This window comes from Achromobacter sp. ACM04, from assembly GCF_014851465.1.
In the GTDB taxonomy this organism is placed as follows: domain Bacteria; phylum Pseudomonadota; class Gammaproteobacteria; order Burkholderiales; family Burkholderiaceae_B; genus Achromobacter; species Achromobacter aegrifaciens.
Genome location: NZ_JACUZS010000001.1, coordinates 207130 through 229229, shown reverse-complemented (window position 1 = coordinate 229229; position 22100 = coordinate 207130). Strand labels below are relative to the sequence as shown.

22 protein-coding genes are annotated in these 22100 nt (G+C 68.3%); 8 read left to right on the top strand and 14 right to left on the bottom strand.

Translation table 11 applies throughout. The annotated features are described in order from the left end of the window. Positions 1-26 precede the first annotated feature (26 nt). From IB259_RS01220 to IB259_RS01210, 3 genes are all read left to right on the top strand, one after another. Positions 27-1292: a Zn-dependent hydrolase gene (locus tag IB259_RS01220; RefSeq protein ID WP_192327154.1), complete on the top strand. Its 1266-nt coding sequence runs from the start codon at positions 27-29 to the stop codon at positions 1290-1292. A 110-nt stretch (positions 1293-1402) separates the two neighbouring features. After that, positions 1403-1738 (top strand): co-chaperone YbbN, encoded by a 336-nt coding sequence (locus tag IB259_RS01215; protein ID WP_119452051.1) that lies wholly within the window; start codon positions 1403-1405, stop codon positions 1736-1738. After that, positions 1735-2673, top strand: coding sequence for a DMT family transporter (locus tag IB259_RS01210; protein ID WP_119452052.1), 939 nt, complete (start codon positions 1735-1737; stop codon positions 2671-2673). Before IB259_RS01215 ends, IB259_RS01210 begins: the two co-directional genes overlap by 4 nt. An 11-nt stretch (positions 2674-2684) precedes the next feature. Here the strand turns inward: IB259_RS01210 and IB259_RS01205 are convergent, their stop codons facing one another. Together IB259_RS01205 and IB259_RS01200 are read right to left on the bottom strand one after the other, a co-directional pair. Continuing rightward, positions 2685-3584, bottom strand: a complete 900-nt coding sequence (locus IB259_RS01205) for a DMT family transporter (RefSeq protein WP_054458147.1) — start codon at positions 3582-3584, stop codon at positions 2685-2687. Further along, positions 3575-4303 carry a GNAT family N-acetyltransferase gene (locus tag IB259_RS01200; RefSeq protein ID WP_054458148.1) on the bottom strand — a complete coding sequence of 243 codons (729 nt, stop codon included), beginning with the start codon at positions 4301-4303 and terminating at the stop codon, positions 3575-3577. The genes IB259_RS01205 and IB259_RS01200 overlap by 10 nt, the downstream gene beginning before the upstream one ends. A 122-nt stretch (positions 4304-4425) precedes the next feature. Between IB259_RS01200 and IB259_RS01195 the strand changes: the two genes are divergently transcribed. Beyond that, on the top strand, positions 4426-5904 hold the full coding sequence (locus IB259_RS01195; protein WP_175182298.1) for a PLP-dependent aminotransferase family protein: 1479 nt from the start codon (positions 4426-4428) through the stop codon (positions 5902-5904). Here IB259_RS01195 and IB259_RS01190 read toward each other — a convergent pair. The 5 genes from IB259_RS01190 to IB259_RS01170 are packed head-to-tail and all read right to left on the bottom strand — an operon-like array spanning position 5879 to position 10715. Continuing rightward, positions 5879-6370 carry a MaoC family dehydratase gene (locus IB259_RS01190; protein ID WP_125473090.1) on the bottom strand — a complete coding sequence of 164 codons (492 nt, stop codon included), beginning with the start codon at positions 6368-6370 and terminating at the stop codon, positions 5879-5881. The genes IB259_RS01195 and IB259_RS01190 overlap by 26 nt on opposite strands. Before the next feature lie 7 nt (positions 6371-6377). Then, positions 6378-7562 (bottom strand): beta-ketothiolase BktB, encoded by a 1185-nt coding sequence (bktB, locus tag IB259_RS01185; protein WP_192327151.1) that lies wholly within the window; start codon positions 7560-7562, stop codon positions 6378-6380. Then, complete coding sequence (locus tag IB259_RS01180) at positions 7541-8443, bottom strand: SDR family NAD(P)-dependent oxidoreductase (protein WP_192327148.1); 903 nt, start codon at positions 8441-8443, stop codon at positions 7541-7543. Before IB259_RS01180 ends, bktB begins: the two co-directional genes overlap by 22 nt. 23 nt (positions 8444-8466) lie before the next feature. After that, a complete protein-coding gene (locus IB259_RS01175; protein WP_175162692.1) occupies positions 8467-9723 on the bottom strand; it encodes a CaiB/BaiF CoA-transferase family protein in 1257 nt (418 codons plus the stop codon). A 14-nt stretch (positions 9724-9737) separates the two neighbouring features. Beyond that, positions 9738-10715, bottom strand: coding sequence for a tripartite tricarboxylate transporter substrate binding protein (locus IB259_RS01170; protein ID WP_175162694.1), 978 nt, complete (start codon positions 10713-10715; stop codon positions 9738-9740). A gap of 97 nt (positions 10716-10812) precedes the next feature. Here IB259_RS01170 and IB259_RS01165 point away from each other — a divergent pair, with 97 nt between their 5' ends. Continuing rightward, a complete protein-coding gene (locus IB259_RS01165; protein ID WP_217482948.1) occupies positions 10813-11775 on the top strand; it encodes a LysR family transcriptional regulator in 963 nt (320 codons plus the stop codon). Here IB259_RS01165 and IB259_RS01160 read toward each other — a convergent pair. Both IB259_RS01160 and IB259_RS01155 read right to left on the bottom strand, forming a co-directional pair. Next, positions 11746-12042, bottom strand: a complete 297-nt coding sequence (locus IB259_RS01160) for a hypothetical protein (RefSeq protein WP_125473095.1) — start codon at positions 12040-12042, stop codon at positions 11746-11748. The two genes, IB259_RS01165 and IB259_RS01160, sit on opposite strands and share 30 nt — an antisense overlap. Then, positions 12042-12674 (bottom strand): LysE family translocator, encoded by a 633-nt coding sequence (locus tag IB259_RS01155; RefSeq protein ID WP_054458288.1) that lies wholly within the window; start codon positions 12672-12674, stop codon positions 12042-12044. Before IB259_RS01155 ends, IB259_RS01160 begins: the two co-directional genes overlap by 1 nt. A 151-nt stretch (positions 12675-12825) precedes the next feature. Between IB259_RS01155 and IB259_RS01150 the strand changes: the two genes are divergently transcribed. After that, positions 12826-13641, top strand: coding sequence for a DUF72 domain-containing protein (locus tag IB259_RS01150; RefSeq protein WP_119452055.1), 816 nt, complete (start codon positions 12826-12828; stop codon positions 13639-13641). A gap of 4 nt (positions 13642-13645) precedes the next feature. Here the strand turns inward: IB259_RS01150 and gorA are convergent, their stop codons facing one another. Continuing rightward, entirely contained in the window at positions 13646-15004 is a 1359-nt protein-coding gene (gorA, locus tag IB259_RS01145) for a glutathione-disulfide reductase (protein ID WP_054458152.1), read from the bottom strand. Between the two features lie 172 nt (positions 15005-15176). On the opposite strand from gorA, the gene IB259_RS01140 reads away from it, so the two are divergent. Next, the gene (locus IB259_RS01140; RefSeq protein ID WP_054458153.1) at positions 15177-15800 is read left to right on the top strand and encodes a LysE family translocator; all 624 of its coding nucleotides are present in this window, start codon (positions 15177-15179) and stop codon (positions 15798-15800) included. 7 nt (positions 15801-15807) lie between these two features. Here IB259_RS01140 and aceE read toward each other — a convergent pair whose 3' ends face one another. From aceE to nirK, 3 genes are all read right to left on the bottom strand, one after another. Next, positions 15808-18471 (bottom strand): pyruvate dehydrogenase (acetyl-transferring), homodimeric type, encoded by a 2664-nt coding sequence (gene aceE, locus IB259_RS01135; RefSeq protein ID WP_192327145.1) that lies wholly within the window; start codon positions 18469-18471, stop codon positions 15808-15810. A gap of 157 nt (positions 18472-18628) precedes the next feature. Then, positions 18629-18955 (bottom strand): cytochrome c5 family protein, encoded by a 327-nt coding sequence (locus IB259_RS01130; protein WP_192327142.1) that lies wholly within the window; start codon positions 18953-18955, stop codon positions 18629-18631. Between the two features lie 82 nt (positions 18956-19037). Further along, on the bottom strand, positions 19038-20120 hold the full coding sequence (gene nirK, locus IB259_RS01125) for a copper-containing nitrite reductase (RefSeq protein ID WP_088157858.1): 1083 nt from the start codon (positions 20118-20120) through the stop codon (positions 19038-19040). Between the two features lie 156 nt (positions 20121-20276). On the opposite strand from nirK, the gene IB259_RS01120 reads away from it, so the two are divergent. Continuing rightward, positions 20277-21101: a Crp/Fnr family transcriptional regulator gene (locus IB259_RS01120; protein ID WP_192327139.1), complete on the top strand. Its 825-nt coding sequence runs from the start codon at positions 20277-20279 to the stop codon at positions 21099-21101. A 17-nt stretch (positions 21102-21118) separates the two neighbouring features. On the opposite strand, the gene IB259_RS01115 is transcribed toward IB259_RS01120, so the two are convergent. Next, on the bottom strand, positions 21119-22006 hold the full coding sequence (locus IB259_RS01115) for an SUMF1/EgtB/PvdO family nonheme iron enzyme (protein WP_175162710.1): 888 nt from the start codon (positions 22004-22006) through the stop codon (positions 21119-21121). Positions 22007-22100 lie beyond the last annotated feature (94 nt).

Sequence of the window (22100 nt, the reverse complement as noted above, 5' to 3'; positions counted from 1 at the left end):
TTCCTGGCGTATTTTCAGGAAGTCTCATGCCACACGCTTTTCCTCCCCTGAACGCCGAGCGCCTCTGGGCCCGCGTCGAAACCCTTTCCCGTTTCACCCTGCCCGACGTCCCCTGGACGCGCCGCGCGTTCTCGCCGTTGTTCGACGAAGCGCGCGTCTGGCTGCGCAGCGAATTCGAGGCCGCGGGCCTGGCGACGCGCCTGGACGCCGGCGGCAACCTGATAGGCACGCTGGCCGGGCGCGATCCCGCGCGCAAGCCCATCGCCACCGGCTCGCATTGCGACACCGTGATGGCCGGGGGCCGTTTCGACGGCATCATCGGCGTGCTGGCCGGCATCGAAGTGGCCCACACCTTGCGCGAGCAAGGCGTGCAGCTGGAACATCCCTTCGAGGTCATCGACTTCCTGTCCGAGGAGCCCAGCGACTATGGCATTTCCTGCGTCGGCAGCCGCGCGCTCTGTGGCCAGCTGACGCCCGACATGCTGGCGGCCCGCAATCCCGAAGGCGAGACGCTCGCGGCCGGCATCGCCCGCATCGGCGGCGACCCCTCGGCGCTGGGCGCGCCGCTGCGCGGCCCTGACGGCACCGCGGCGTTCGTCGAACTGCATATCGAACAAGGCCCGGTGCTGGAAAGCCGCGGCCTACCTATCGGCGTGGTCACCAACATCGTCGGCATCCGCCGCGTGCTGATCACGGTGGAAGGCCAGCCGGATCATGCCGGCACCACGCCCATGGACATCCGCCGCGACGCCCTGGTGGGCGCGGCCCGCATCATCGATGCCGCCCACCGTCAGGCCAGCGCCGCCAGCGGCAATCCGCATTACGTGGTCGCCACCGTGGGCCGGTTGTCCATGACGCCGAACGCCGCCAACGCGGTGCCAGGCCGGGTCGAGCTGACGCTGGAAATGCGCAGCGACAGCAATGCCGTGCTGGACGCCTTCCCGGAAACGCTGATGGCCGGCGTGGCCACCGACCTGACCGCGCTGCGCCTGTCCGCAAGCTTCACGCAGCTAAGCCGCGCGCGGCCGACGGACTGCACGCCGTTGGTGATGGACGCGGTGCAGGCCGCCGCCGACCAGCTCGGCTACGCCTCCATGCGCCTGCCCAGCGGCGCGGGCCACGACGCGGTCTACATGGCGCCCACCGGCCCCATCGGCATGATCTTCATCCCCTGCCTGAACGGCCGCAGCCACTGTCCGGAAGAGTGGATCGAGCCCGCGCAGCTGCTGGATGGCACCCGCGTGCTGTACCAGTCGGTGCTGGAACTGGACCGCAAGCTGCGCGCCGCCTGAGGCCGGGACGGCCCTGCCAGGCCCGCGGGTATCTCCCGCCCGCGGGCGGGGCGCTGCCATAATGGGCGCCTCGCGCCGCGACCGGCGCCCTCTCCCGCCTTGCCCGCCCCATGGAACAGATAGAACTCAACGACAGCACCGCCGACCGCTACCTGCTGGACGCGCCCGGGCTGTCCCTGCTGGTCTTCCACAGCCGCACCTGTGGCACCTGCCGCGTCGCCCGTGAACAACTGCCGCAGCTGGAGCTGCCCGTGGAACGCGTGTGCTGGGTCGACGCCGGCGACAACCGCGGCCTGGTCGAGCGCTACGAAGTCTTCCACCTGCCCGCCATGTTCGTGACGCGCGACGGCGCCTTCTTCGGCCCGGTGCAATCGACGCTGGCGGAATGGGATCTGCGCCAGCAGATCGGCCTGGCCCTGGACAGCTACCCCGCCGAACTGCCGTGAGCGCCGCCAAGCCCTTGCGCCAGCCGCTGGACGGGCTGGCGACCGGCGCCATGCTGCTCTTATGCGTCTGCTGGGGCTTCCAGCAGATCGCCATCAAGCTGGTGGCCGCGGATGTTTCGCCCATCATGCAGATCGGACTGCGCTCGGCGTTCGCGGCGCTGGTGCTGGCCGTGGCCGTGTGGCGGCGCGAAGGCCTGCGTGCCGTCATGGACGGCACGGCGCTGCCCGGTCTCATCGTGGGCCTGCTGTTCGCCGGGGAATTTCTGTTCGTGGCGCAGGGCCTGGTCTACACCACGGCCTCGCACATGTCGGTGTTCCTGTACACCGCGCCCATCTTCACCGCGCTGGGACTGCACTGGCTGCTGCCCGAAGAACGCCTGAAGCCGCTGCAGTGGGTGGGCGTGGCCGTGGCGTTCTGCGGCATCGCCGTGGCCTTCCTCGGCAAGGGCCAGCCGGCGGGATCGGCCGGCGCGCCCAACATGCTGCTGGGCGATGCGATGGGCCTCCTGGCCGGCCTGTTCTGGGGCGCCACCACCGTGGCGATCCGCAAGACCTCGCTGTCCGAAGCCGCGCCTGCCAAGACGCTGTTCTATCAGATGGCGGTCGCGGCCATTACCCTGCTGGCCTACGCCGCGGCCACCGGCAACGCCGGCTTTCGCTATACGCAGGCGGCAGTGCTCAGCGTCGCCTTCCAGTCCGTGGTGGTGGCCCTGTCCAGCTATCTGGCCTGGTTCTGGCTGCTGCGCCGCTACCTGGCTTCGCGCTTGTCCGTCCTGTCGTTCATGACGCCGCTGTTCGGCGTGAGCTTCGGCGTGCTCATCCTGGACGAACCGCTGGACGCCGGTTTCGTGCTGGGCGCGCTGCTGGTGCTGACCGGCATCACCCTGGTGAGCGGCGCCGAACTGCTGCGCGAGAAGCTGCGGCGCGCGCGCTGATCCACCCGCGCCTATGGCCTGGATCGCGGCGCGGGCGCCGCGCCCAGGTTCAGCACGATCAGCGCGGCGCCTCCCAGCACCAGGGCGAATCCCCACCAGTCCAAGGCGGCGGGCCGGTCGCCCACCAGCGCCATCGCGCCCAGCACTCCCACCACCGGCACCATCAATGTGGTCAGCGCGGCCACCGTGGCGCTGACGCGCTCGCTCAGCACGAACCAGAGCCAGTACGCGACGGCGGTGCCCAGGATGATGTGGAACGACAGCGCCGCCACCACACGGCCGTTCCAGCCCTGCGTGGGGAACGATTCGCCCGCGATCAGCATGCCGCCCAAGGCGCAAGCCGCGCCCACCGCCAACTGCCAGGCCGTGACGACGATGCGATCGCCGGCCACCGGCCAGCCCTTCAGGTAGACCGTGCCGGCGGCCCAGCCGAAAGCCGCCACCAGCGGAAACACCAGACCCTTGGCCGCGGCCGCATCGTGTTCGCCGAAGACTGCGCGCAGCACCGGCCAGGCCAGGATGGAAACCCCGGCCGCGCCCAGCAGCAGCGCCAGCGCCCGGCGCCGGTCCAGGCGTTCGCCCAGCACCGCCCAGGCCAGCACGGCCGACATCATGGGCATGGTGAAGGTCAGCACCGCCGCGCGCGAGGTGCTGGTGCTGAGCTGCGCCCAGGCCACCAGCAGGTTGAAGGCCGCGACGGCAAGCAGGCCGCCCACGATGATGCCGCGCCACGACTCGCGCGGCGGCAGCAGGGGCACCCGCTTGGCTCGCGCCAGCAGCAACAGCAGCACCGCGCCGCTGCCCAGGCCGAGCAGGCGCAGCGTGAACGGCGGGAAGATCGACAGGATGATCTTCACCGCCGGCCAGTTCAGGCCCCAGAACAGGGCCAGCGCAACCGGGATCAGGCGCACGCGGCGCGCGCCTGTGCCGTCAGTTCGGACAGGCCCTGCCGCTGCTTGCCCTGGGCATCGAAATTGTCGGGGCTCAACCAGCGCTCATAGGCGGCACGCAGCGCGGGCCAGTCGCCGTCGACCATGGCGAACCAGGCCGTGTCGCGGCTGCGGCCCTTGTACACCGTGGCCTGGCGGAAGATGCCCTCGAACTGGAAACCCAGCCGCAGAGCCGCCGCGCGCGACGGCGCGTTCAGGCTATCGCACTTCCATTCATAGCGGCGGTAGCCCAGTTCGTCGAAGGCGCGGCTCATCAGCAGGAACTGGGCCTCGGTGGCGATGCGGGTGCGCTTGAGCTGGCGCGAGAACGACACGAAGCCGACCTCGATCGCGCCGTTGGCCGGGTCGATGCGCATCAGCGCCAGCGTGCCGATGGCGCGCCCCGTTTCCAGGTCGATGATGGCGTGATGCAAGGGGTCATTGCCGGCCTGCGCCTTCTCGGCGAACTGGCGGTAGGCCGCCAGGTCCGCGAAGGGTCCCACCGACATGTAGGTCCAGTCGCTGTCGTCCGGCGCCTGGCTGAACGCGTGGAACAGATCCTCGGCGTGACGCTCGGCCGACAGCGGCTCCAGCCGGCAATAGCGGCCGACGATGGGTGTCAGGGGCGGACGCGGACGCGTGGTCCAGCCCGTCATGTCCGGGCCGATGGGTTGCTGGTAGGCGTTGACGCGGGGTTGCATGCTACGGGCCTCTTCAGGTTGGCGCGCCGCCCGAAGGGACGGACGCAGTACGCATGCCCTCACGATATCGGAATCGTGGCATCATAAAAAGCACCACGATCCGGAATTTTAATAGGGCCAAGATGAACACCCCCGCCCTGCTTTCCAGCCCGCTCACGCGCGGCCCCGGCGCCCTGCCGCGCCAGCGCCAACTGATCCAGCGCCTCAAGCAGGCGATCCTGGCCGGACAGCTACCCGCGGGCGGCAAGCTGCCTTCGTCGCGCGCCTTGTCCGAGGAACTCGCCATCTCGCGCAACACGGTGCTGATCGCCTACGAACAGCTCACGGCCGAAGGCTACGTGATCGCCGACCGCCAGGGCACGCGGGTGGCGCCCCTATCGGCCGCCGCGGCCATCGCCGCCAAGCGCGCGACGCCGCCCACGGACCAGCCCTCGCTCACCGCCAAGCGGCTGACGCGCATCGTCTCCACGCGCTACGCCCACGACGGTTCGCTGCCCATGACGCCCGGCACGCCTGCGCTGACGCAGTTTCCCATCAACGCATGGCGCCGCGCGCAGGACCGCGCGCTGCAAGCCGCCCCGGCCACGGCCCTGGGCTACGGCCATCCCGTGGGCGAGCCGGCGCTACGCGAAGCCATCGCCCAATACCTGCGCGTGTCGCGCGGCGTGCGCTGCGACGCCTCGCGCATCGTCATCACCGAAGGCGCCCAGGGCGCGCTGGCGCTGTGCGTGCAGCTGTTGACCAACCCTGGCGACACCGCCTGGCTGGAAGACCCCGGCTACCGCGGCGCCAAGTCCGCCTTCCATGGCGGCGACCTGGACGTGGTTGCCATGCGCGTGGACGCGGACGGCATCGTGATTCCCGAAAGCGCCTGGCAGGAACGCCCGCCCCGCCTCATCCAGACAACGCCGTCGCACCAGTACCCGACCGGCGCGGTGCTGTCCCTGCCGCGCCGCCTGGGCTTGATCGAACGCGCCCGCCAGGCCGGCGCCTGGATCATCGAGGACGACTACGACAGCGAATTCCGCCACCAGGGCGAACCCATCGCCGCGATGCAGGGCCTGGTCGAGGACGCGCCGGTGCTCTACGTGGGCACCTTCAGCAAGACCATGTTCCCGGCGCTGCGCCTGGGTTTCGTGGTGCTGCCCGAAGCCATCGCCGCGCAGGCGATGCCATCCATTATCGAGATGCTGCGCGGCGGCCACCGGCTGGAACAGCTGACCATGGCGGCCTTCATGGAAAACGGCCAGTTCTCGCGCCACCTGGGCCGCATGCGGCGCCTGTACCGAGAACGCCAGGGAGCATTGCGCGAGGCGCTGGCGGCGCATCTGGGGATCGAACACGAAGTCCTGGGCGGACATTCCGGGCTGCATCTGACGGTGCGGCTGCCTGCTGCATATCCCGACCGGGAGATCGTGGAACAGGCGCGCAAGATCGGGATGAATCCGGGCGCGTTGTCCTCGTTCGCGGTGGCGCCGCGGGCGGAGGACAATGGCCTGGTGATCGGATATGGGAATACGGGGGCCGAGCGGTTCGCGGGCCTGGTGCGCAGGCTCCGCGACGTGACGTTGGGACTCAAGGGCTCCCGTACCGCACCATGATCAGCCAGTCGGCATGCACCGACGGCCTGAGCGTCCCCTCCGCCTGGATCGCGACCTTCCAGGCGCAGCGGGCCATGCCCGTGCCGGTCTCCACGACCTCGGCCAAGGAAAAGCTGGCGGCCACGCGCGTGCCGGAAACCACGGGCGCGGTGAAGCGGACCCTGTCGAATCCGTAATTCAGCAACATCGCTGCGCCCGGAAAGGCGATGCAGCTGTTCTGCCAGTGCGTCAGCAGCGACAGCGCCAGAAAGCCATGCGCGATGGTGTCGCCATAGGGGGATTCCGCTTGCGCGCGCAGCCGGTCCACATGGATCCACTGCGTATCGAGCGTGACCTGCGCGAACCGGTCGATCATGTCCTGATCGATCAGCAGCGCGTCGGAAACAATGGGAGGTTGCCCCACGGCGTTCAGCAAGGACTGGATCGAGTCGAACGGCAGAGGAGATGCAACAGGATTGCGTGTCATGGCGGCTTCAGATGCGTTCAAAGATTGCGGCGATGCCCTGCCCGCCGCCTATGCACATGGTGACCAGCGCGTACCGTCCGCCGATGCGCTCGAGTTCGTGCAAGGCCTTGACAGCGATGATCGCGCCCGTGGCTCCCACCGGATGCCCCAGCGCAATGCCCGAACCATTGGGATTGACCTTGGCCGGATCCAGATCCAGTTCGCTCGCCACCGCGCAGGCCTGCGCCGCAAAGGCCTCGTTGGACTCGATCACATCCATATCGGCGGCGGACAGGCCTGCCTTGGCCAGGGCGGCGCGCACGGCGGGAACCGGGCCCATGCCCATGTAGCGCGGGTCCACGCCGGCATAGGCGTAAGAAAGCAGGCGGGCCATGGGGCGCGCGCCCAGCGCCAGCGCCTCGGCACGCTCCATCAGTACCAGCGCGGCCGCACCGTCATTGATGCCGGAGGAGTTGCCCGCCGTGACCGTGCCATCGTCGGAAGAAAATACGGGCCTCAGGGCGGCCAGGTCCGACGGCGCGATGTCGGCGCGGACGTGCTCGTCCTGCGCGAACACAATGGGCTTGCGGCCGGGCGTCGTGATGGCCACGAGCTGCGCGTCGAAGCGGCCTTCGGCCACGGCGCGCGCGGCGCGGCGGTGGCTCTCCAGCGCCAGCGCATCCTGCGCGTCCCGCGTAATGCCGTAGCGCCTGGCGACGTTTTCCGCCGTGACGCCCATGTGGATGCGGTGGAACGGATCATGCAAGGCGCCCAGCAGCATATCGGTCATCGGCGCATCGCCCATGCGCGCGCCGAAGCGCAGCGCCGATGTGGCGTACGGCGCGCGCGACATGCTCTCGGCGCCGCCCGCCACCGCGACCTTGCAGTCGCCCAGCAGGATGGACTGCGCCGCCGAAACGACCGCCTGCAATCCCGAGCCGCACAAGCGGTTGACGTTGAATGCCGGCGTGCCGTCGGCGCAACCGGCCTCGATCGCCGCCACCCGCGACAAGTACAGGTCACGCGCTTCGGTCGTGATGACCTGGCCGAAGCAGACGTGCTCGATCTGCGCAGGCGCCAGGCCCGCGCGCGCCACGGCGGCTTTCAACACCTCGGCGGCCAGCGCCGTGGGCGGGACGTCCTTCAGGCTCTTGCCGAAACTGCCGATGGGCGTGCGCACGCCAGACAGGACTAAAACTTCTCGGTTTCGCATGCCAGGGCCTTGGCGATCTCGTGGCGCAACTGGTCGAAACCGGTGGCGGGAACCGTTTCCTGCGCGCGGTCGGACACTTCGTCCAGGCGGCCGATCAGGGCCTGCGCGGACAACTCCTCTCCACTCAGATGGATACCGCGGGTCATGGTGATATTGGCCTGCTCGAAACTGCCCGCGCCCGCCATCAGAATGGTCCGGGTGGGCGCGTTTTCGGCCACCAGGGCAACCAGGGCGGGACTGACCGAGTCCGGCGTCAACAAGGCCAGCGCCTGCTCATCGAGCAGGCCTTCGGTCATGGCCGTGGCGGCCGTCGGCGCCAGGCAATTCACGCGCACGCCGTAGCGCTCGCCTTCGAGGGCAAGGGTCTGCATCAGGCCGACCAGCGCCATCTTCGCCGCGCCGTAATTGGCCTGGCCGAAGTTGCCATAGAGTCCCGAGGACGAGGTGGTCATGACGATGCGGCCATAGTTCTGTTCGCGCATGGCGTTCCACACCGCCTGGGTGCAATGCACCGCGCCCATCAGATGGACCTCGATCACGAGGCGGAAGTCCTCCAGGCTCATCTTGGCGAAGGTCTTGTCGCGCAGGATGCCCGCGTTGTTGACCAGGATGTCGACGCGCCCCCAATTTGCGATGGCCGCCTGCACCATCGCCTCGGCCTGCTGCGGCTGGGTCACGTCGGCGCCATGCGCCATGGCGTCCCCGCCAGCCGCGCGGATCGCGTCCACCACGGCCTGGGCCGGCGAGTCCGGCCGGTCGGCGCCCAGGTCGTTCACCAGCACCTTGGCGCCGTGCTGCGCAAGCTCCAGCGCATGCGAGCGGCCCAATCCACGCCCGGCTCCGGTCACGATGGCGACGCGGCCTTGCAAAAGTTGAGTCATAGAGTCTCCGGATGAATGGTTGTTCAGGGGATCAGGGGAAGCGCGGTGTCGGCCTGGGTCCGCAGGACGCCGGCGCGCTCGAGCTCGGCTATCGCGGCGTCGTCCAGGCCCACGCGCCTGAGCACCTCGCGCGTGCCCTCGCCCAGCGCGGGAGCGCCTGCCTGAGTCGGGCCGCCGTCCTGCTCGAAGGCAAAGCCTAGCCCATGCGTGCGCAGCTCGCGTCCACCCTGGTGAAAACGATGATCAGGCAGGCTCACGCAACCGGTAGCGTCCGCCTCGTCGAGGAACTCCTCGAGCTTTCTCACTTTGGCCGCGGGCACGCCGGCCTGGCTGAGCAGGTCCTCGAGCTGCGCGGCGCTGCGGGTCGAAAACGCGGCTCTCAGCCGTTGCACCACGTACTCGCGGTCGTTCGGCACCACGAATCCGTTGGGCAGGTTGAAGGCATCCAGATCCAGCGCCCTGGCGTCGCTGCACAGCGCCTCCACTCCGATGGCGGCGGTCAACTTGCGGAATTGTTCCGGCGTGTTCGCGGCCACCGCCAGCCAGCCGTCCGCACAGCGGTAGGTATCGGCCGCGGGACTGCCGGTGTAGCCCCGGTTGCCGACCCGGCGCGTCGGCGTGCCGTCGCTCAGGTAGGCGCAGGTATTGGTGTACATCAGCGCCAGCGAGGCCTGGACCATGGACGCGTCGATGTATTGCCCGGCGCCTTCGCGCAGCCTGCGATGCAGCGCCGACACGATGGACAGCGCGCCCAGCATGCCCACGGCCACGTCGATCACCGGAAAGCCCACTTTCAGCGGCGGCGCGTCGTCGCCCTCGCCCGACATCATCATCATGCCGGTCATCGCCTGGACCACATGGTCGTAGGCGCCGCGCTGCGACCAGGCCCCTTGCTGGCCAAAGCCCGAGATGGAGCAATACACGATGTCGGGCTTGACCGCCTTGATCGAGGCGTAGTCCAGCCCGTAGCGCGCCACCACGCCCGGCCTGAAGTTTTCGATGAACACATCGGCCGAGGCGGCCAGCGAGCGCAGCAGGTCCGCGCCCTGGCGGGTCCGGATGTCCAGCGCCAGCGATTGCTTGCCGGCGTTGATGGCCGCGAATCCGGTGGGCGTGTCGGTGTCGACGCCGTTCTTCATCGAGCGCAGGACTTCGCCCGCCAGGGGCGGTTCGACCTTGATGACTTCAGCGCCCAGTTGCGCCAGATAAAACGAAGCGAGAGGACCGGCGATCACGTGCGACAAGTCGAGCACGCGTACGCCTTCAAGAGGCTTGGCCATGGATTTCCTGCGGGTCAGCCGGCGGTGATGCCGGTCAGTTTGATGATTTCAGCCCATTTGCGGGCCTCGCTGCGCACGAACGACGCGGCGGCTTCCGGGCTGTCGCTTTGGATCACGCTGACGCCTGCCGCCTCGAAGTTGCTCTTGACGCCCGGGTCCTTGAGCGACGCCGTGGTTGCGCCATAGAGCTTGTCGGCCACCTCGGCGCTCGATTTGCGCGGCAGCCAGAAGGCGAACCAGAATTCCTGGACCGCCAGATCGCTGCCCAGGATCTCCCGCAGCGTGGGCACGCCGGCAAGCTCAGCCATGGGTTCGCGGCTGGTCACGGCCAGCGCGCGCAGCCGGCCGCCCTGCACCTGCGGCACGGCGGTCCCGGCAATGGCGAAGGCGAAATCCGTGTCCCCGCGCAGCAGCGAGGTCGGGATCTCCACCGACCCCTTGAACGGAACGTGCGTGGCTTCGGCCCCCAGCAGCGTGACGAAGGTCGCGCCGCCCAGATGCGCGGCCGATCCGATGCCGCCCGAGGCGTAGTTCATCTTGCCCGGTTGCGCCTTCAGGGCGGCGATCAGGTCTTGCGCCGTGCGGTAGGGTGACTTGGCGGACACGACCAGGACGCTGGGCGAGGCGCCGATCACCGTGACCGGCAGAAAGTCCTGCTCGGGATCGAACATCAGGCTCGGCTGCAGGGCTTTCTGGATCAGGTGCGAGTTGGAACCCAGCAGCACGGTATAGCCGTCGGGCGCAGCCTGGGCCACGTATTGGGCGGCCAGCACGCCGCCCGCGCCCACCTTGTTCTCCACCACGATGGTCTGACCCATCCTGGCGCCGAGCACCGGGCCGAATTGCCGCACCATGATGTCGGGTCCCCCGCCAGCGGCATAGGGCACGACGACGCGCACGGCCCGCGACGGATAGCTCTCTGCGGCGTTCGCCATGGAACGGAACATCATGCCCGCGCCAAGGGCGCCCAGGCAAAAAGTACGACGTTGCATGTTGTCTCCTTGTTATGCGGGCAGGATAGGCGATCGCAGCTAATCAAAAAATTGATATATTTTGATATAGCGATAACTTTCAGTTCTATCTCAACCCATGACCGGCGCCATCGAACCCGACCATCTGGTATCCAAGCTGCGCTTTCGCCATCTGCGCATGCTGCAAGTGGTGCAGAGCACGGGCAGCCTGCGCGCCGCGAGCCAGGCGCTCAACTTGACGCAACCCGCGCTGAGCAAGGCGCTGACGGAAGTCGAAAGCGCGTTTGGCTTTGCCTTGTTCCTGCGCACCGCGCGCGGCCTGAAACCGACACCGCAAGGAGAGGTGGTGCTGCGCGGCGCCGCGCTGTTGCTTGAAGAGCTTGGACATCTGTGCGCCGACGCCCAGACCGCCGATCGCTACGCGGCGAAGATCCGCATCGGCGCGCCGCCCTTCCTGGCGCAGACCTACTTGCGCGGCGTGGTCGAGAAACTGGTGAACCATGCCAGGCCGATGCGCGTGCAATTGCTCGAAGAACGCGTGCCCGCCCTGCTCCACGCGCTGGAGCTGGGCGAAATCGACGCGCTGATTTCCACTTTCCCGCTGCAGATGCTGGGATCCGGGGCGGCCGCGTTTCAGTACGTCAAATTGTTTGAAGTGCAGTTCGCGGTGATTGCGGCCGCCAGCCATCCGCTGGTCCGCGCGCGGCGCGTGGACTGGGCCAGCCTGGCACGGGAACGTTGGGTAATGCCGGCCGAAGGATCCATGGGCCGCAAGCTGATTGAAGACTGCTTCACCCATGCCGGCCTGCCCGCGCCCCTGCCCGTGGTGGAATCCACCAGCCCCACCACCGGCGTGCAGTTCGTCGCCAGCGGCCTGGGCATCGGCATCGTGCCGGACATGGCCCTCATCCGCGACACTGTGGCCCCCGCGGGCGCGGTCAAGCAGATACGCGCGCACCCGGAACCGCCTTCCAGCGTGGTGGCCTTGATAACCCGGAAGGGACCATCCAATCCCCGCGTCGACCTCTTGCGGGAAGCGCTTGGAGAAGCGCTAGGCGCCCAGTCCGCCCAGCAGCAGTAGCGCGACGATCACCCAGAACAGGAATCCGATGATCGAACGGCGCAGCAGCGCCTTGACCGCGGCCCACAGGCACATCAGCCCCAGCACCAGCAGGATGAAATTGAAGATCGACGGGCTCATGCCCATTGCGCCGGCCAGTCCCGAGTAGAAATCGCCGAAGGCATGGCCCAGGCCGCCCAGCAGCCACTTCAAGCCCGCGACGACGCTGCGCAGCGCCTCGCCCAGCATGCCGCCCAAGGACGCAAAGAAACCGTCTTCGGCCTGCATCAGCGGCGGTTATCCATCAGCATGCGTACCGCCAGCCCGGCCAGCACCGTGCCCATCAACCAGCGCTGCACCACCATCCACAAGGGGCGGCCCGCCAGGAACCCGGCGATGGAACCGGCCATGATGGCGATCAGCGCATTGACCGTCAGGCTGATCACAACCTGCGTCATGCCCAGCGCCAGCGACTGCGTGAACACGCTGCCGCGCTCGGGCTGGATGAACTGCGGCAGCAGCGACACGTACATGATCGCGATCTTGGGATTGAGCAGATTGGTCACCAGCCCCATCGTGAACAGCGTGCGCGGGCTGCTCTTGGGCAGTTCGCGCACCTCGAACGGCGAACGCCCGCCCGGGCGCAGCGCCTGCCAGGCCATGTACAGCAGGTACAGCGCGCCGCCGATGCGCAGCGCGTCGTAGGCGTAGGGCACCGCCATCAGCAGCGCCGTGATGCCGAACGCCGCGCAGAGCACGTAGAAGACGAAGCCGACCGCCACGCCCCCCAGCGAAATCAGGCCCGCCTGCGCGCCCTGCGAGATGGAACGGGATACCAGGTAGATCATGTTGGGCCCGGGTGTGAGCACCATGCCCAGGGCAACCAGGGCGAACGTCATCAGATGGGTAAGGTCGGGCATGATGGGCCGGCGCGGGGCAGCGCGGAAAGTGGAAACGTGAATCCACACCTTAGCGCAAAACTGTATCGGAACAGCGAACTTCCGGCGGGGGTTTGCGGACCAGTGGCGCCGGCGATACAGTTGTCCGGTTCCCACGCCTGGAGGGCCGGCCATGCCGCAAGCGCATTCTCATCCGAAAGACGGCGCCATCCGCATCGGTATCGGCGGCTGGACCTACGCCCCCTGGCGCGGCGTCTTCTACCCCGAAAACCTGCCGCATGCGCGCGAACTGGAATACGCCAGCAGCCAGCTCACCGCCATCGAGATCAACGGCACCTACTACAGTACCCAGAAGCCGGCCACCTTCGCCAAATGGCGCGATGAGACGCCCGCAGGCTTCGTGTTTTCGCTGAAGGCCTCGCGCTACGCGACCAACCGCCGCGAACTGGCGGGCGCCAAGGATTCGATCCACCGCTTCGTGCACAGCGGCATCGCCGAACTGGGCCCCAAGCTGGGGCCCATCGTCTGGCAGTTCGCGCCGACCAAGGTATTCGATGCGGACGATTTCGGCGCCTTCCTCGCGCTGCTGCCGGACAAGGTGGACGGCTTGCCGCTGCGCCACGTACTGGACGTGCGCCATGACAGCTTCGCCTGCGAGGAATACCTGGAGCTGGCGCGGCGCCACGGCGCGGCCACCGTCTACACGGACAGCGAGGACTACCCGTCCATCGCCGACCGTACCGCCGCTTTCGTCTATGCGCGGCTGATGCGCGCCAGCACGGCCTACAAGGCGGGCTACCCGCCCAAGGCGCTGGACGCCTGGGCGGACCGCCTGCGCAGCTGGGCCCGCGGCGGCCACCCGGCCGACCTGCCGCTCACCGGCGCCCCGGAAAAAAAGGCGCGGCCGGGAGACGTCTTTGCGTTCTTCATCAATGGCGCGAAGGAACGCGCGCCGATGGCGGCGCGCGCCATGATCGAACGGCTGTAGCGCCTTATTGGGCGACCGGCGTGCGCAGGGTCACGAACTCTTCGGCAGCCGTGGGATGGATGCCGATGGTCTCGTCGAACACCTGCTTGGTCGCGCCGGCCTTCAGCGCGATCGCGATGCCCTGCACGATCTCGCCCGCGTCCGGGCCGACCATGTGCACGCCCAGCACGCGGTCGGTCTTGGCGTCCACGATCAGCTTCATCAGCGTCTTTTCCTGCGACTCGGTCAGCGTCAGCTTCATGGGCCGGAAGCGGCTTTCGAACAGCTTGACCTCGTGGCCGGCGGCGCGCGCCTCTTCCGTCGTCATGCCCACCGTGCCGATGTTCGGCAGGCTGAACACGGCGGTCGGAATCAGCTGGTAGTCGACCTTGCGGTATTCCTCGGGACGGAACAGGCGCCGCGCCACCGCCATGCCTTCGGCCAGCGCCACGGGCGTCAGCGGCACACGGCCGATCACGTCGCCGATGGCCAGGATGGAGGGCTCGGCCGTGCGGTATTCGTCGTCCACCTCGATGAAACCGCCCTTGCCCAGCTTGACCGCCGTGTTCTCCAGGCCCAGGTTGTCCAGCATGGGCCGGCGGCCAGTGGCGTAGAACACGCAATCGGCCTCGACCACGGAGCCGTCCTTCAGCGTGGCGGCCAGCGTGCCGTCGGCCTGCTTGTCGATGCGCGTCACTTCCGAATTGAAGCGCAGGTCGATGCCCTTTTTCACCAGTTCGTCGCGCAGATGCTCGCGCACGCCCTGGTCAAAGCCGCGCAGGAACAACGGACCACGGTAGACCTGCGTGGTCTGCGCGCCCATGCCGTTGAAAATGGAGGCGAATTCCACGGCGATATAGCCGCCGCCCACCACCAGCACGCGGCGCGGCAGTTCCTTCAGGAAGAAGGCTTCGTTCGACGTGGTGGCGTGTTCCTTGCCCGGAATGTCCGGCACCTGGGGCCAGCCGCCGGTCGCCACCAGGATATTGGCGGCGCGGTAGGATTTGCCGTTGATCTCGACCGTGTGCGGATCGAGGATGCGGGCGTGGCCTTCCAGCAGGGTGACGCCGCTATTGACCAGCAAATTGCGATAAATGCCGTTAAGACGTTCGATTTCCCGGTTCTTGTTCGCGATCAGCGTGGGCCAGTCGAAGCTGGGCTCGCCGGCGTTCCAGCCGAAGCCGCGGGCCTGCTCGAAGTCCTCGCTGTAGTGCGCGCCATAGACCAGCAGCTTCTTGGGCACGCAGCCCACGTTCACGCAGGTGCCGCCCAGGTAGCGGCTTTCCGCCACCGCCACGCGCGCGCCAAAGCCCGCCGCGAAACGCGCCGCGCGCACGCCGCCGGAGCCCGCGCCGATCACAAACAGATCAAAATCGAATGCCATGATGTTTCCTTCGCGCGCCCTTGCAGGCCCGCGCTCACTGTCCGGGGAAAACCGTATTTAACACCACCCGGCGCGCGCGCCCGGCCACGTCCGGTTTGCAGGCGGCCGCGATTGCTATACAGTGGCCCGCAGGCTGGCCGCCGCGCGCAGCCCCACCCCTGGAGCAGATCCCATGTCGCTTGAAACCTGGCTGGCCTTCCTGGGCGCGTCCGCCCTCCTCGTGATGCTGCCCGGCCCCACGATACTCACCGTCATCAGCTACTCCATTGCGCAAGGCCGGCGCGCACGCCTGCCGCTGGTGCTGGCGGTGGCGCTGGGCGACTCCACCGCCCTGCTGCTGTCGCTGCTGGGCCTGGGCGCCCTGCTGGCGGCGTCGGCGTTCTGGTTCACGGTGGTCAAGATCGTGGGCGGCCTGTACCTGCTGTACCTGGGCTTCAAGCTGCTGCGCGCCGGCGTGTCGCCGGCGACCCTGCCCACGGCCACTGCCTCGGGTTCGCGCTGGAAGCTGTTCGCCAACACCTATCTGGTGACGGCGCTGAACCCCAAGGGCATCATCTTCTTCGTGGCTTTCCTGCCGCAGTTCATCGATCCGGTAGGCGACGTGACGCGCCAGCTCTGGATCCTGTCGGCCACCTTCGTCGCCTGCGCCGGCATCAACGCCACGGCCTATGCCATCTTTGCCGGGTCCGCCCGGCGCCTGTTGGCCTCGCCCCGCGCCCAGCGCGGCTTCAACCTGGGCGGCGGCGCCCTGCTGTCCGCCGCCGGGATCTGGGCCTTGCTGGCGCGGCGCGTCTAGCCTGCCCCTAGGGCCGCGCCGCGGATACGGCCTCCGGGTCGATGCCGTAGCGGGCGATGGCGTCGGCCGCGCGCTCGTGCGGCATCAGTCCGTCGTCCGCCAGCGCCTTCAGGGCCGCCAGCGCGATGTGATGCCGGTCCACCTCGAAGTAGGCCCGCAGGGCTGCCCGCGTGTCTGACCGGCCAAAGCCGTCGGTCCCCAGCGTGACATAGCGGCGGTCCTGCATGAACGGACGTATCTGTTCGGCCACCGTCTTCATGTAGTCGGTGGCGGCCACCACCGGCCCCTCGCTGTCCGCCAGGACCGTCTCCGCGTAGCCGGCGCGCCTGTTCTCCAGCGGATGCAGGCGGCTCCAGCGTTCGGCTTCCTGGCCGTCGCGGCCCAGCTCCGAATAGCTGGTCACGCTCCAGACGTCGGCCGCCACGCCGAAGTCCTGCCGCAGCAGCTCTGCCGCCGCCAGCGTTTCGCCCAGGATCGCGCCGCTGCCCAACAACTGCACCCGCAGCGCGCCGTCGCCGCCTTCGCGCAGGCGGTACATGCCGCGCAGGATGCCCTCCTCGGCGCCCTGCGGCATGGACGGATGCGCGGTCTTCTCGTTGATCAGCGTCAGGTAGTAGAAGACGTCTTCTTCGTCCTGGTACATGCGGCGCATGCCGTCCTGCACGATCACCGCGATCTCGTAGGCGTAGGCCGGGTCGTAGGCCACGCATGAAGGAATGACCGAGGCCAGCACGTGGCTGTGGCCGTCGTCGTGCTGCAGTCCTTCGCCTTCCAGCGTGGTGCGTCCGGAGGTCGCGCCCAGCAGGAAGCCGCGCGCGCGGATGTCGCCCGCCGCCCAGGCCAGGTCGCCCACGCGCTGGAAGCCGAACATGGAGTAGAAGATGTAGAACGGAATCGTGGCCACGCCGTGCGTGCTGTGCGCGGTGGCGGCCGCGATCCACGAGGCCATCGCGCCCGACTCGTTGATGCCTTCCTGCAGGATCTGGCCGCGCCGGTCTTCGCGGTAGACGCTCAACTGGTCTGCGTCCTGCGGCGTGTACAGCTGCCCCACGTGCGAATAAATGCCCACCTGCCGGAACATGCCGTCCATGCCGAAGGTGCGCGACTCGTCGGGCACGATGGGCACCACGCGCTGGCCGATGGCGGGGTCCTTGAGCAATTGCGCCAGCACCCGCACAAAGGCCATCGTGGTCGAGAACTCGCGGCCGTCGCTGCCCTTCAGGTGCGCGGCGAACGCCTCCAGCGGCGGCGTGGCCAGCGGCCCGGGTCCAGCCTGCCGCCGCGGCAGATGGCCGCCCGCGCGCGCGATCGCGGCATCGAAATAGGTCCGCTCGGCGCTGCCGGGCGCGGGCTTGATGTAGGGGATCTGTTCCAGCAGATCGTCGGGCACCGGGATGGAGAAGCGGTCGCGGAAGGCGCGCACGGCCGGATCCGCCATCTTCTTCTGCTGGTGATTGGTGTTGGCCGCCTCGCCCGCCGCGCCCATGCCATAGCCCTTGACGGTCTTGGCCAGGATGACGGTGGGCTGGCCACGATGGGCCAGCGCCGAGGCGTAGGCGGCATAGATCTTGGCCGGATCATGGCCGCCGCGGTTGAGCGCGCCGATTTCCTCATCGCTCAGGTGCGCCACGCGCTCCAGCAGCACCGGGTCGGCGCCGAAGAAATGTTCGCGCACGTATGCGCCGCCGCGCGCCTTGAACACCTGGTACTCGCCGTCCACGCACTGCATCATTCGCCGGCGCAGGCGGCCGTCATGGTCTTGCGCCAGCAGCGCGTCCCAGCCGGCTCCCCAGATCACCTTGATGACGTTCCAACCGGCGCCGCGGTACACGCTTTCCAGTTCCTGGATGATCTTGGCGTTGCCGCGCACCGGGCCGTCCAGGCGCTGCAGATTGCAGTTCACCACGAAGATCAGGTTGTCCAGTTTTTCGCGGCCGGCCATCGCCACCGCCGCCAGCGTCTCGGGCTGGTCCTGTTCGCCGTCGCCCAGAAAGCCCCAGACCTTGCGGCCTTGCGCGGGGATCAGCTCGCGGTCTTCCAGGTAGCGCATGTAGCGCGCCTGATAGGCGGCCATCAGCGGTCCCAGTCCCATCGACACGGTCGGGAACTGCCAGAACCCGGGCATGGTGCGCGGATGCGGATAGGACGCCAGCCCGCCGCCGGCCGTCTCGCGCCGGAAGCGGTCGAGTTCTTCCTCGGAAATGCGGCCCTCCAGATAGGCGCGCGCATAGATGCCGGGCGCGGAATGGCCCTGGATGTACAGCATGTCACCCAGGAAGTCCGGCGTGGCCGCACGGAAGAAGTGGCGAAAGCCGGTTTCGTACAGCGTCGTGGCCGAGGCGTAGGTCGCGATGTGTCCGCCCACGCCCGAGGTCTTGCCCGCGCGCAGCACCATGGCCATGGCGTTCCAGCGCAGATAGGCATCCAGCCGCAGCTCGATGCCCATGTCGCCCGGAAACGAACCCTGCTCCGCCGGCCGGATCGTGTTGACGTAGGGCGTGGCGTTCGGCGCGGCATAGCCGCCGTGGCCGGCGCGGTCCTGGCCGATCAGTTGGTCCAGCAGATAGTGGGTGCGCGGCCGGCCCTCGTGGGCCAGCACGGCCTGCATGGCCTCCAGCCATTCCTGGGTTTCCTGCGGGTCGGCGTCGGTCGGTTCTATCGGGGTGTCCATGGCGTCCTCCTGGTGGGCGCGAAGGCGGCATCCCGGTGTACGGCCGCCGTCATTTCGCATCGTGAATTGCAATTGCATCATGTGCAATTGCAATCGTATGGAGGAATTCTAATAATTGCAAGTGCAACTATTTAAGGACAGCCCCCGGCCCTCCCCGCTAGCGGGACGCAGCCATCATGAATTCCACCGCGGCCCTCAGGGTCGGTTCGTCCGCGGACGAGCCGCCGCGCGGCGGCATCGCGCCCTTGCCCTTGAGCACGGTGGCCAACAGCGCGTCCGTGCCCTGCGCAATAAAGGGTGACCAGGCTTGCTTGTCGCCCAGCCTGGGCGCATTGGCGACCCCGCTGGCGTGGCATACGACACAGGCGGACTTGTAGAGCTTTTCGCCCGCGGGGTTGATGGCGGCCAGCGACTCGGCCCCCGCTGGCGCGACGGGCAGGCTGGCCAGGGCGGCGGCGAACGCAATTCGATACAGCGAGGACATGGCAAGGCTCCGAAAGGAAAAAGCGTGACGGCGTAGCTGATAGACAAGGGCAAGGCGCGCCACGCGCGCCCTGCCGCCGCGCTCAGCGCGGGATCGGGCCCGGCGCCTTGATCTGCTTCATCAGGTCGTCATTCCATTTGCCCTCGACCTTGATATGTCCGGCCGCGCCCAGTTCGAAGGCTTCGATCAGGTTGTGGTTCAGGTAGGCGTACACGCCGGGCTGCTTGAAGGTGTAGAGCGCCGCGCCCGCCGAACCGCCGCGGATGAACCAGGTCTCCAGGTCCTTCTGCGGCGGGTTGGCGAACTTGCCGGTTTCCCAGACCCAGTCGCCATGGCCGCCGATCAGATGCGGGCGCGTATCGCGATTGGCCTGCGAATGGATCAGGAGCACCGTCTCGCCGACCTTGGCCGTGAGCGCGTTCGCCCCCGTCAAGGCCCCGACCTTGCCATTGAAGACGATGTGCGACGGCGTCAGCGTGCGCATGACTTCGACCGTGTCGCCATAGCTTTCCGCCAGGGTCGCGTAGTCCTTGTATTTGCCGTTCGCGTCCTTGGGGATGTACAGGTCGAACTCGCCTATGGTGTAGGCACGGTCGTAGCGCAGCGGCTTGCCCTGCGGATCCTTCAGGCCGTCGCGCGGCAGCACCATCAGCGTGCCGCTCATGCCCGCCACCACGTGCCATGGCACCATGCCTTCGGGCGCACAGTGGTAGACGAAGGTGCCGCTGCGATCCGCCTTGAAGCGCAGCGTGGCCTGCTCGCCCGGGTTCACGTTGGTGAGCTTGGCCCCGCCCAGCGCGCCGGTGGCGGCGTGGAAATCCACGTTGTGCGGCATGGCGTTGGTGGCCGGATTGACCAGGGTCAGTTCGACATAATCGCCTTCATGCACCACCAGGGTCGGACCGGGCATGGACCCGTTGAACGTCATTGCCTGCAAGGTCGTGCCCTTGTCATCGATGACCATCTTCTTCTCCTCGATGGTCATCGTGAATTCGATCACCTTGGGACCCGAACGGGCCACCTGCTCATGCGGGTGGACCATAGGCGGGGCGACCAGCGCAACCTTGGCGCGTTCCAGCTGATCGGCGTTCTGGGCGGCTGCCGGGCCGCCCGCCATCGCTGCGATCAATGCCATGGCAAGCAAGGTGGGGCGCAAAGCGTTCATGTGCAACTCCTGTTCGGGTTTCTGCAACGCCGAGTCTGTCGGCGCTTCCATTGAAGGCTCGCCACCTTTTGCGTTCTTTGCTGTAGCGCAAACTTCAGACCAGCTTGCGAGCCGCCGTGCATTGCCGCCGCGCGGCCGCGATGTCACCATCAAGGCATGGACCCTCCACACGCTTCCGGGCAGCCTGCGGCGTCGTCGCCCCTGTGCCATGCCCTGCTTCGCAACCTGGATCTGTTCAGGCCCTTGTCCGATGCGCAACTGGACGCCGCGCTGCGCGGCGCGGTGCCTTGCCGCCTGGAGGCCGGCGCCTTGGCCTATCGCCAGGGCGCCGCTGCCGCGCATTTTTTCGTGCTGCTGCATGGCTGCCTGAAGGTGGCGCAGCTGACGCCGGAGGGCGAACAGGTCGTGGTGCGCTACGTGAATCCCGGCGACATGTTCGGGCTGGCCTGCGCCATGCGGCAGCCCTGCTATCCGGCTACGGTGCAGACCGTGCAGGAAAGCGTCTGCCTGGCGTGGCCGGCCACGGCCTGGGAACGCTTCATCGCCTGCCATCCCCAGTTGGGCGCGGCCGCACTGCAAACCATGGGACAACGCCTGCAGGACGCGCACGTCCGCATCCAGGAGCTGTCCACCGATGAAGTCGAGCAACGGGTCGCGCGCGCCATCCTGAGGCTGGTGCAGCAATCCGGCCAGCCCATGCAGGACGGCATCGGCATCGGCTTTCCCATCACCCGCCAGGACATCGCCGAAATGACGGGCACCACCTTGCACACGGTCAGCCGGCTGCTCAGCGACTGGAAGCAGCGCGGCATCGTCTCGGCCGGGCGCAAGCGCGTGGTGCTGCGCTCGCCCGCCGCCTTGGCCCGCCTGGGCGAGCACGCCGCGCCCGCCGTGGACTGCTCGGCCTGCCTGTCCTGTCGCCACGGGTCGCCGGCCGCGGACGAGGCCTGCGACGCGAGCGCCGAGCTGACCGGCGCATAGCGCGCAGGCAACGCGGCCTAGCCGGGTTCCAGCACCAGCCGCAGCCCCAGGTTGGCGGGCGGCACGCCGACCGAACACGCCCCGCCCTTGGGGTCGCGGATGAAATCGGGCAGATACGCGACGTGCCTGCCGGCCGCGACGCGTATGCCGCAGTTGCGGCTTTCCTGCTCCTGCTCCTGCTCCTGCGCCGCATTGCCGCTTGCGCCATCGCGCAGCCCGTCCAGCACGCGCCGCGCATGGCAATCGTCGGTCCAGTCCCACACGCTGCCCGCCATGTCCATCAGGCCGGCGCGGTTGCGGCCATAGGCGCCGAAGGCGCGCACCGTGACGTCGCCCTGCGCGCCGCGCAGGCTCTGTTGTTCGTATTCCGCCAGCCAGCGCTGCGCCGGGTCGCTGCCATCGGGCAAGGCCGGCAAGACGTCCGCGCGATAGGCTTCGCCCGCCGCGTAGACCCATTCGGCATAGCTGGGCAGGCGCAGGCGCCTGCCGGTGCGTTCGGACAGCCACGCAGCATAGGCAACCGCGTCGGTCCAGCTGATGCCTACCGCGGGCAGGTCGGGCGCAACCGCCTGGCGCTGCGCGGGATCCAACGCCTTGCATGCGCCGGCCTCCACGCACGCTGCGTATTCGGCCTGGCTGACCTGTCGTGTCATGATGACCAGGCCATCCGGATAGCGCGCGACGCGCGGCGCGGGCGTGGCGGGATAGCCGTTGCGCAAGGCCTCGCCCGGCGGCACGTAGCTCACCTCGCCCGGCGGCAGCCGCGTGATTTCCGGCAACGCAAAACGGGCCCCGTCCTGGGGCCCGCAAGCGGTCAACAGCAATGAAACGATGACGGTCGGCAGGATGCGCATGCGGCGGTTCTCCGGAATGCCCGCGCCGGTCGGGCGCGGGCTGGATTCCATTGGACCGGCTGCCGCGGCCGGGCTCTTTGCGCTGAAGCAAAGAGCCCGACGCTCGCCGCTCGCCGCTCGCCGCTCGCCGCGCGCCGCTCGCCGC

What these genes read in the sequence shown, in the direction of transcription:
- IB259_RS01220 (WP_192327154.1), top strand. Translation starts at nt 27, where the DNA reads ATGCCACACGCTTTTCCTCCCCTGAACGCCGAGCGCCTCTGGGCCCGC.
- IB259_RS01215 (WP_119452051.1), top strand. Translation starts at nt 1,403, where the DNA reads ATGGAACAGATAGAACTCAACGACAGCACCGCCGACCGCTACCTGCTG.
- IB259_RS01200 (WP_054458148.1), bottom strand. Translation starts at nt 4,303, where the DNA reads ATGCAACCCCGCGTCAACGCCTACCAGCAACCCATCGGCCCGGACATG.
- IB259_RS01195 (WP_175182298.1), top strand. Translation starts at nt 4,426, where the DNA reads ATGAACACCCCCGCCCTGCTTTCCAGCCCGCTCACGCGCGGCCCCGGC.
- IB259_RS01190 (WP_125473090.1), bottom strand. Translation starts at nt 6,370, where the DNA reads ATGACACGCAATCCTGTTGCATCTCCTCTGCCGTTCGACTCGATCCAG.
- bktB (WP_192327151.1), bottom strand. Translation starts at nt 7,562, where the DNA reads ATGCGAAACCGAGAAGTTTTAGTCCTGTCTGGCGTGCGCACGCCCATC.
- IB259_RS01180 (WP_192327148.1), bottom strand. Translation starts at nt 8,443, where the DNA reads ATGACTCAACTTTTGCAAGGCCGCGTCGCCATCGTGACCGGAGCCGGG.
- IB259_RS01175 (WP_175162692.1), bottom strand. Translation starts at nt 9,723, where the DNA reads ATGGCCAAGCCTCTTGAAGGCGTACGCGTGCTCGACTTGTCGCACGTG.
- IB259_RS01170 (WP_175162694.1), bottom strand. Translation starts at nt 10,715, where the DNA reads ATGCAACGTCGTACTTTTTGCCTGGGCGCCCTTGGCGCGGGCATGATG.
- IB259_RS01165 (WP_217482948.1), top strand. Translation starts at nt 10,813, where the DNA reads ATGACCGGCGCCATCGAACCCGACCATCTGGTATCCAAGCTGCGCTTT.
- IB259_RS01160 (WP_125473095.1), bottom strand. Translation starts at nt 12,042, where the DNA reads ATGCAGGCCGAAGACGGTTTCTTTGCGTCCTTGGGCGGCATGCTGGGC.
- IB259_RS01155 (WP_054458288.1), bottom strand. Translation starts at nt 12,674, where the DNA reads ATGCCCGACCTTACCCATCTGATGACGTTCGCCCTGGTTGCCCTGGGC.
- IB259_RS01150 (WP_119452055.1), top strand. Translation starts at nt 12,826, where the DNA reads ATGCCGCAAGCGCATTCTCATCCGAAAGACGGCGCCATCCGCATCGGT.
- gorA (WP_054458152.1), bottom strand. Translation starts at nt 15,004, where the DNA reads ATGGCATTCGATTTTGATCTGTTTGTGATCGGCGCGGGCTCCGGCGGC.
- IB259_RS01140 (WP_054458153.1), top strand. Translation starts at nt 15,177, where the DNA reads ATGTCGCTTGAAACCTGGCTGGCCTTCCTGGGCGCGTCCGCCCTCCTC.
- aceE (WP_192327145.1), bottom strand. Translation starts at nt 18,471, where the DNA reads ATGGACACCCCGATAGAACCGACCGACGCCGACCCGCAGGAAACCCAG.
- IB259_RS01130 (WP_192327142.1), bottom strand. Translation starts at nt 18,955, where the DNA reads ATGTCCTCGCTGTATCGAATTGCGTTCGCCGCCGCCCTGGCCAGCCTG.
- nirK (WP_088157858.1), bottom strand. Translation starts at nt 20,120, where the DNA reads ATGAACGCTTTGCGCCCCACCTTGCTTGCCATGGCATTGATCGCAGCG.
- IB259_RS01120 (WP_192327139.1), top strand. Translation starts at nt 20,277, where the DNA reads ATGGACCCTCCACACGCTTCCGGGCAGCCTGCGGCGTCGTCGCCCCTG.
- IB259_RS01115 (WP_175162710.1), bottom strand. Translation starts at nt 22,006, where the DNA reads ATGGAATCCAGCCCGCGCCCGACCGGCGCGGGCATTCCGGAGAACCGC.